Below are 906 nucleotides of genomic sequence, written 5' to 3'. Positions count from 1 at the left end.
CCTTACGGTCAACCTTCTGCCCGCATGCAATGCTCCCCTACCGCTATCCATTTAGAATAACCCGCAGCTTCGGTACCATGCTTAGCCCCGTTACATTTTCCGCGCAGAACCACTCGACCAGTGAGCTATTACGCTTTCTTTAAATGATGGCTGCTTCTAAGCCAACATCCTGGTTGTCTGAGCATTTCCACATCGTTCACCACTTAGCATGAATTTGGGGACCTTAGCTGGCGATCTGGGTTGTTTCCCTCTCGACCACGAAACTTAGCTCCCGTAGTCTGACTCCTGCGATAAAACTATACGGTATTCGGAGTTTGGTTGGGGTTGGTAATCCGGTGAGACCCCTAGCCCATCCAGTGCTCTACCCCCGCTAGTCAATCACGCAAGGCTATACCTAAATATATTTCGGGGAGAACCAGCTATTTCCAGGTTTGTTTGGCCTTTCACCCCTATCCACACCTCATCCGAGCACTTTTCAACGTACGACGGTTCGGGCCTCCACGGGATTTTACTCACGCTTCACCCTGGACATGGATAGATCACCTGGTTTCGGGTCTACTCCACACAACTAAGACGCCCTGTTAAGACTCGCTTTCGCTACGGCTACACCTCTATCGGCTTAACCTTGCTGCGTAAAGTAACTCGCTGACTCATTATGCAAAAGGCACGCGGTCACACGGCATCCGAAAATGCATCGTGCTACCACTGCTTGTAGGCAAACGGTTTCAGGTTCTATTGCACTCCCCTCACCGGGGTTCTTTTCACCTTTCCCTCACGGTACTGGTTCACTATCGGTTGCCAAGACGTATTTAGCCTTATGAGATGGTCCTCATGGATTCCCACAGGGTTTCTCGTGTCCCGTGGTACTTGGGGCGCTCTTAAGACAGATCCATGACTTTCTGCTAC

The 906-nt window shown here is 50.8% G+C and carries 1 rRNA gene; it reads right to left on the bottom strand.

The features are described 5' to 3' along the window. Window positions 1–906, bottom strand: a 23S ribosomal RNA gene (locus LZ24_RS17045); the annotation flags it as partial.

Source organism: Desulfobotulus alkaliphilus, from assembly GCF_007830435.1.
GTDB lineage: Bacteria > Desulfobacterota > Desulfobacteria > Desulfobacterales > ASO4-4 > Desulfobotulus > Desulfobotulus alkaliphilus.
Note: the sequence above shows the minus strand (reverse complement) of the source record. Positions and strands in the feature narration are given on the sequence as shown.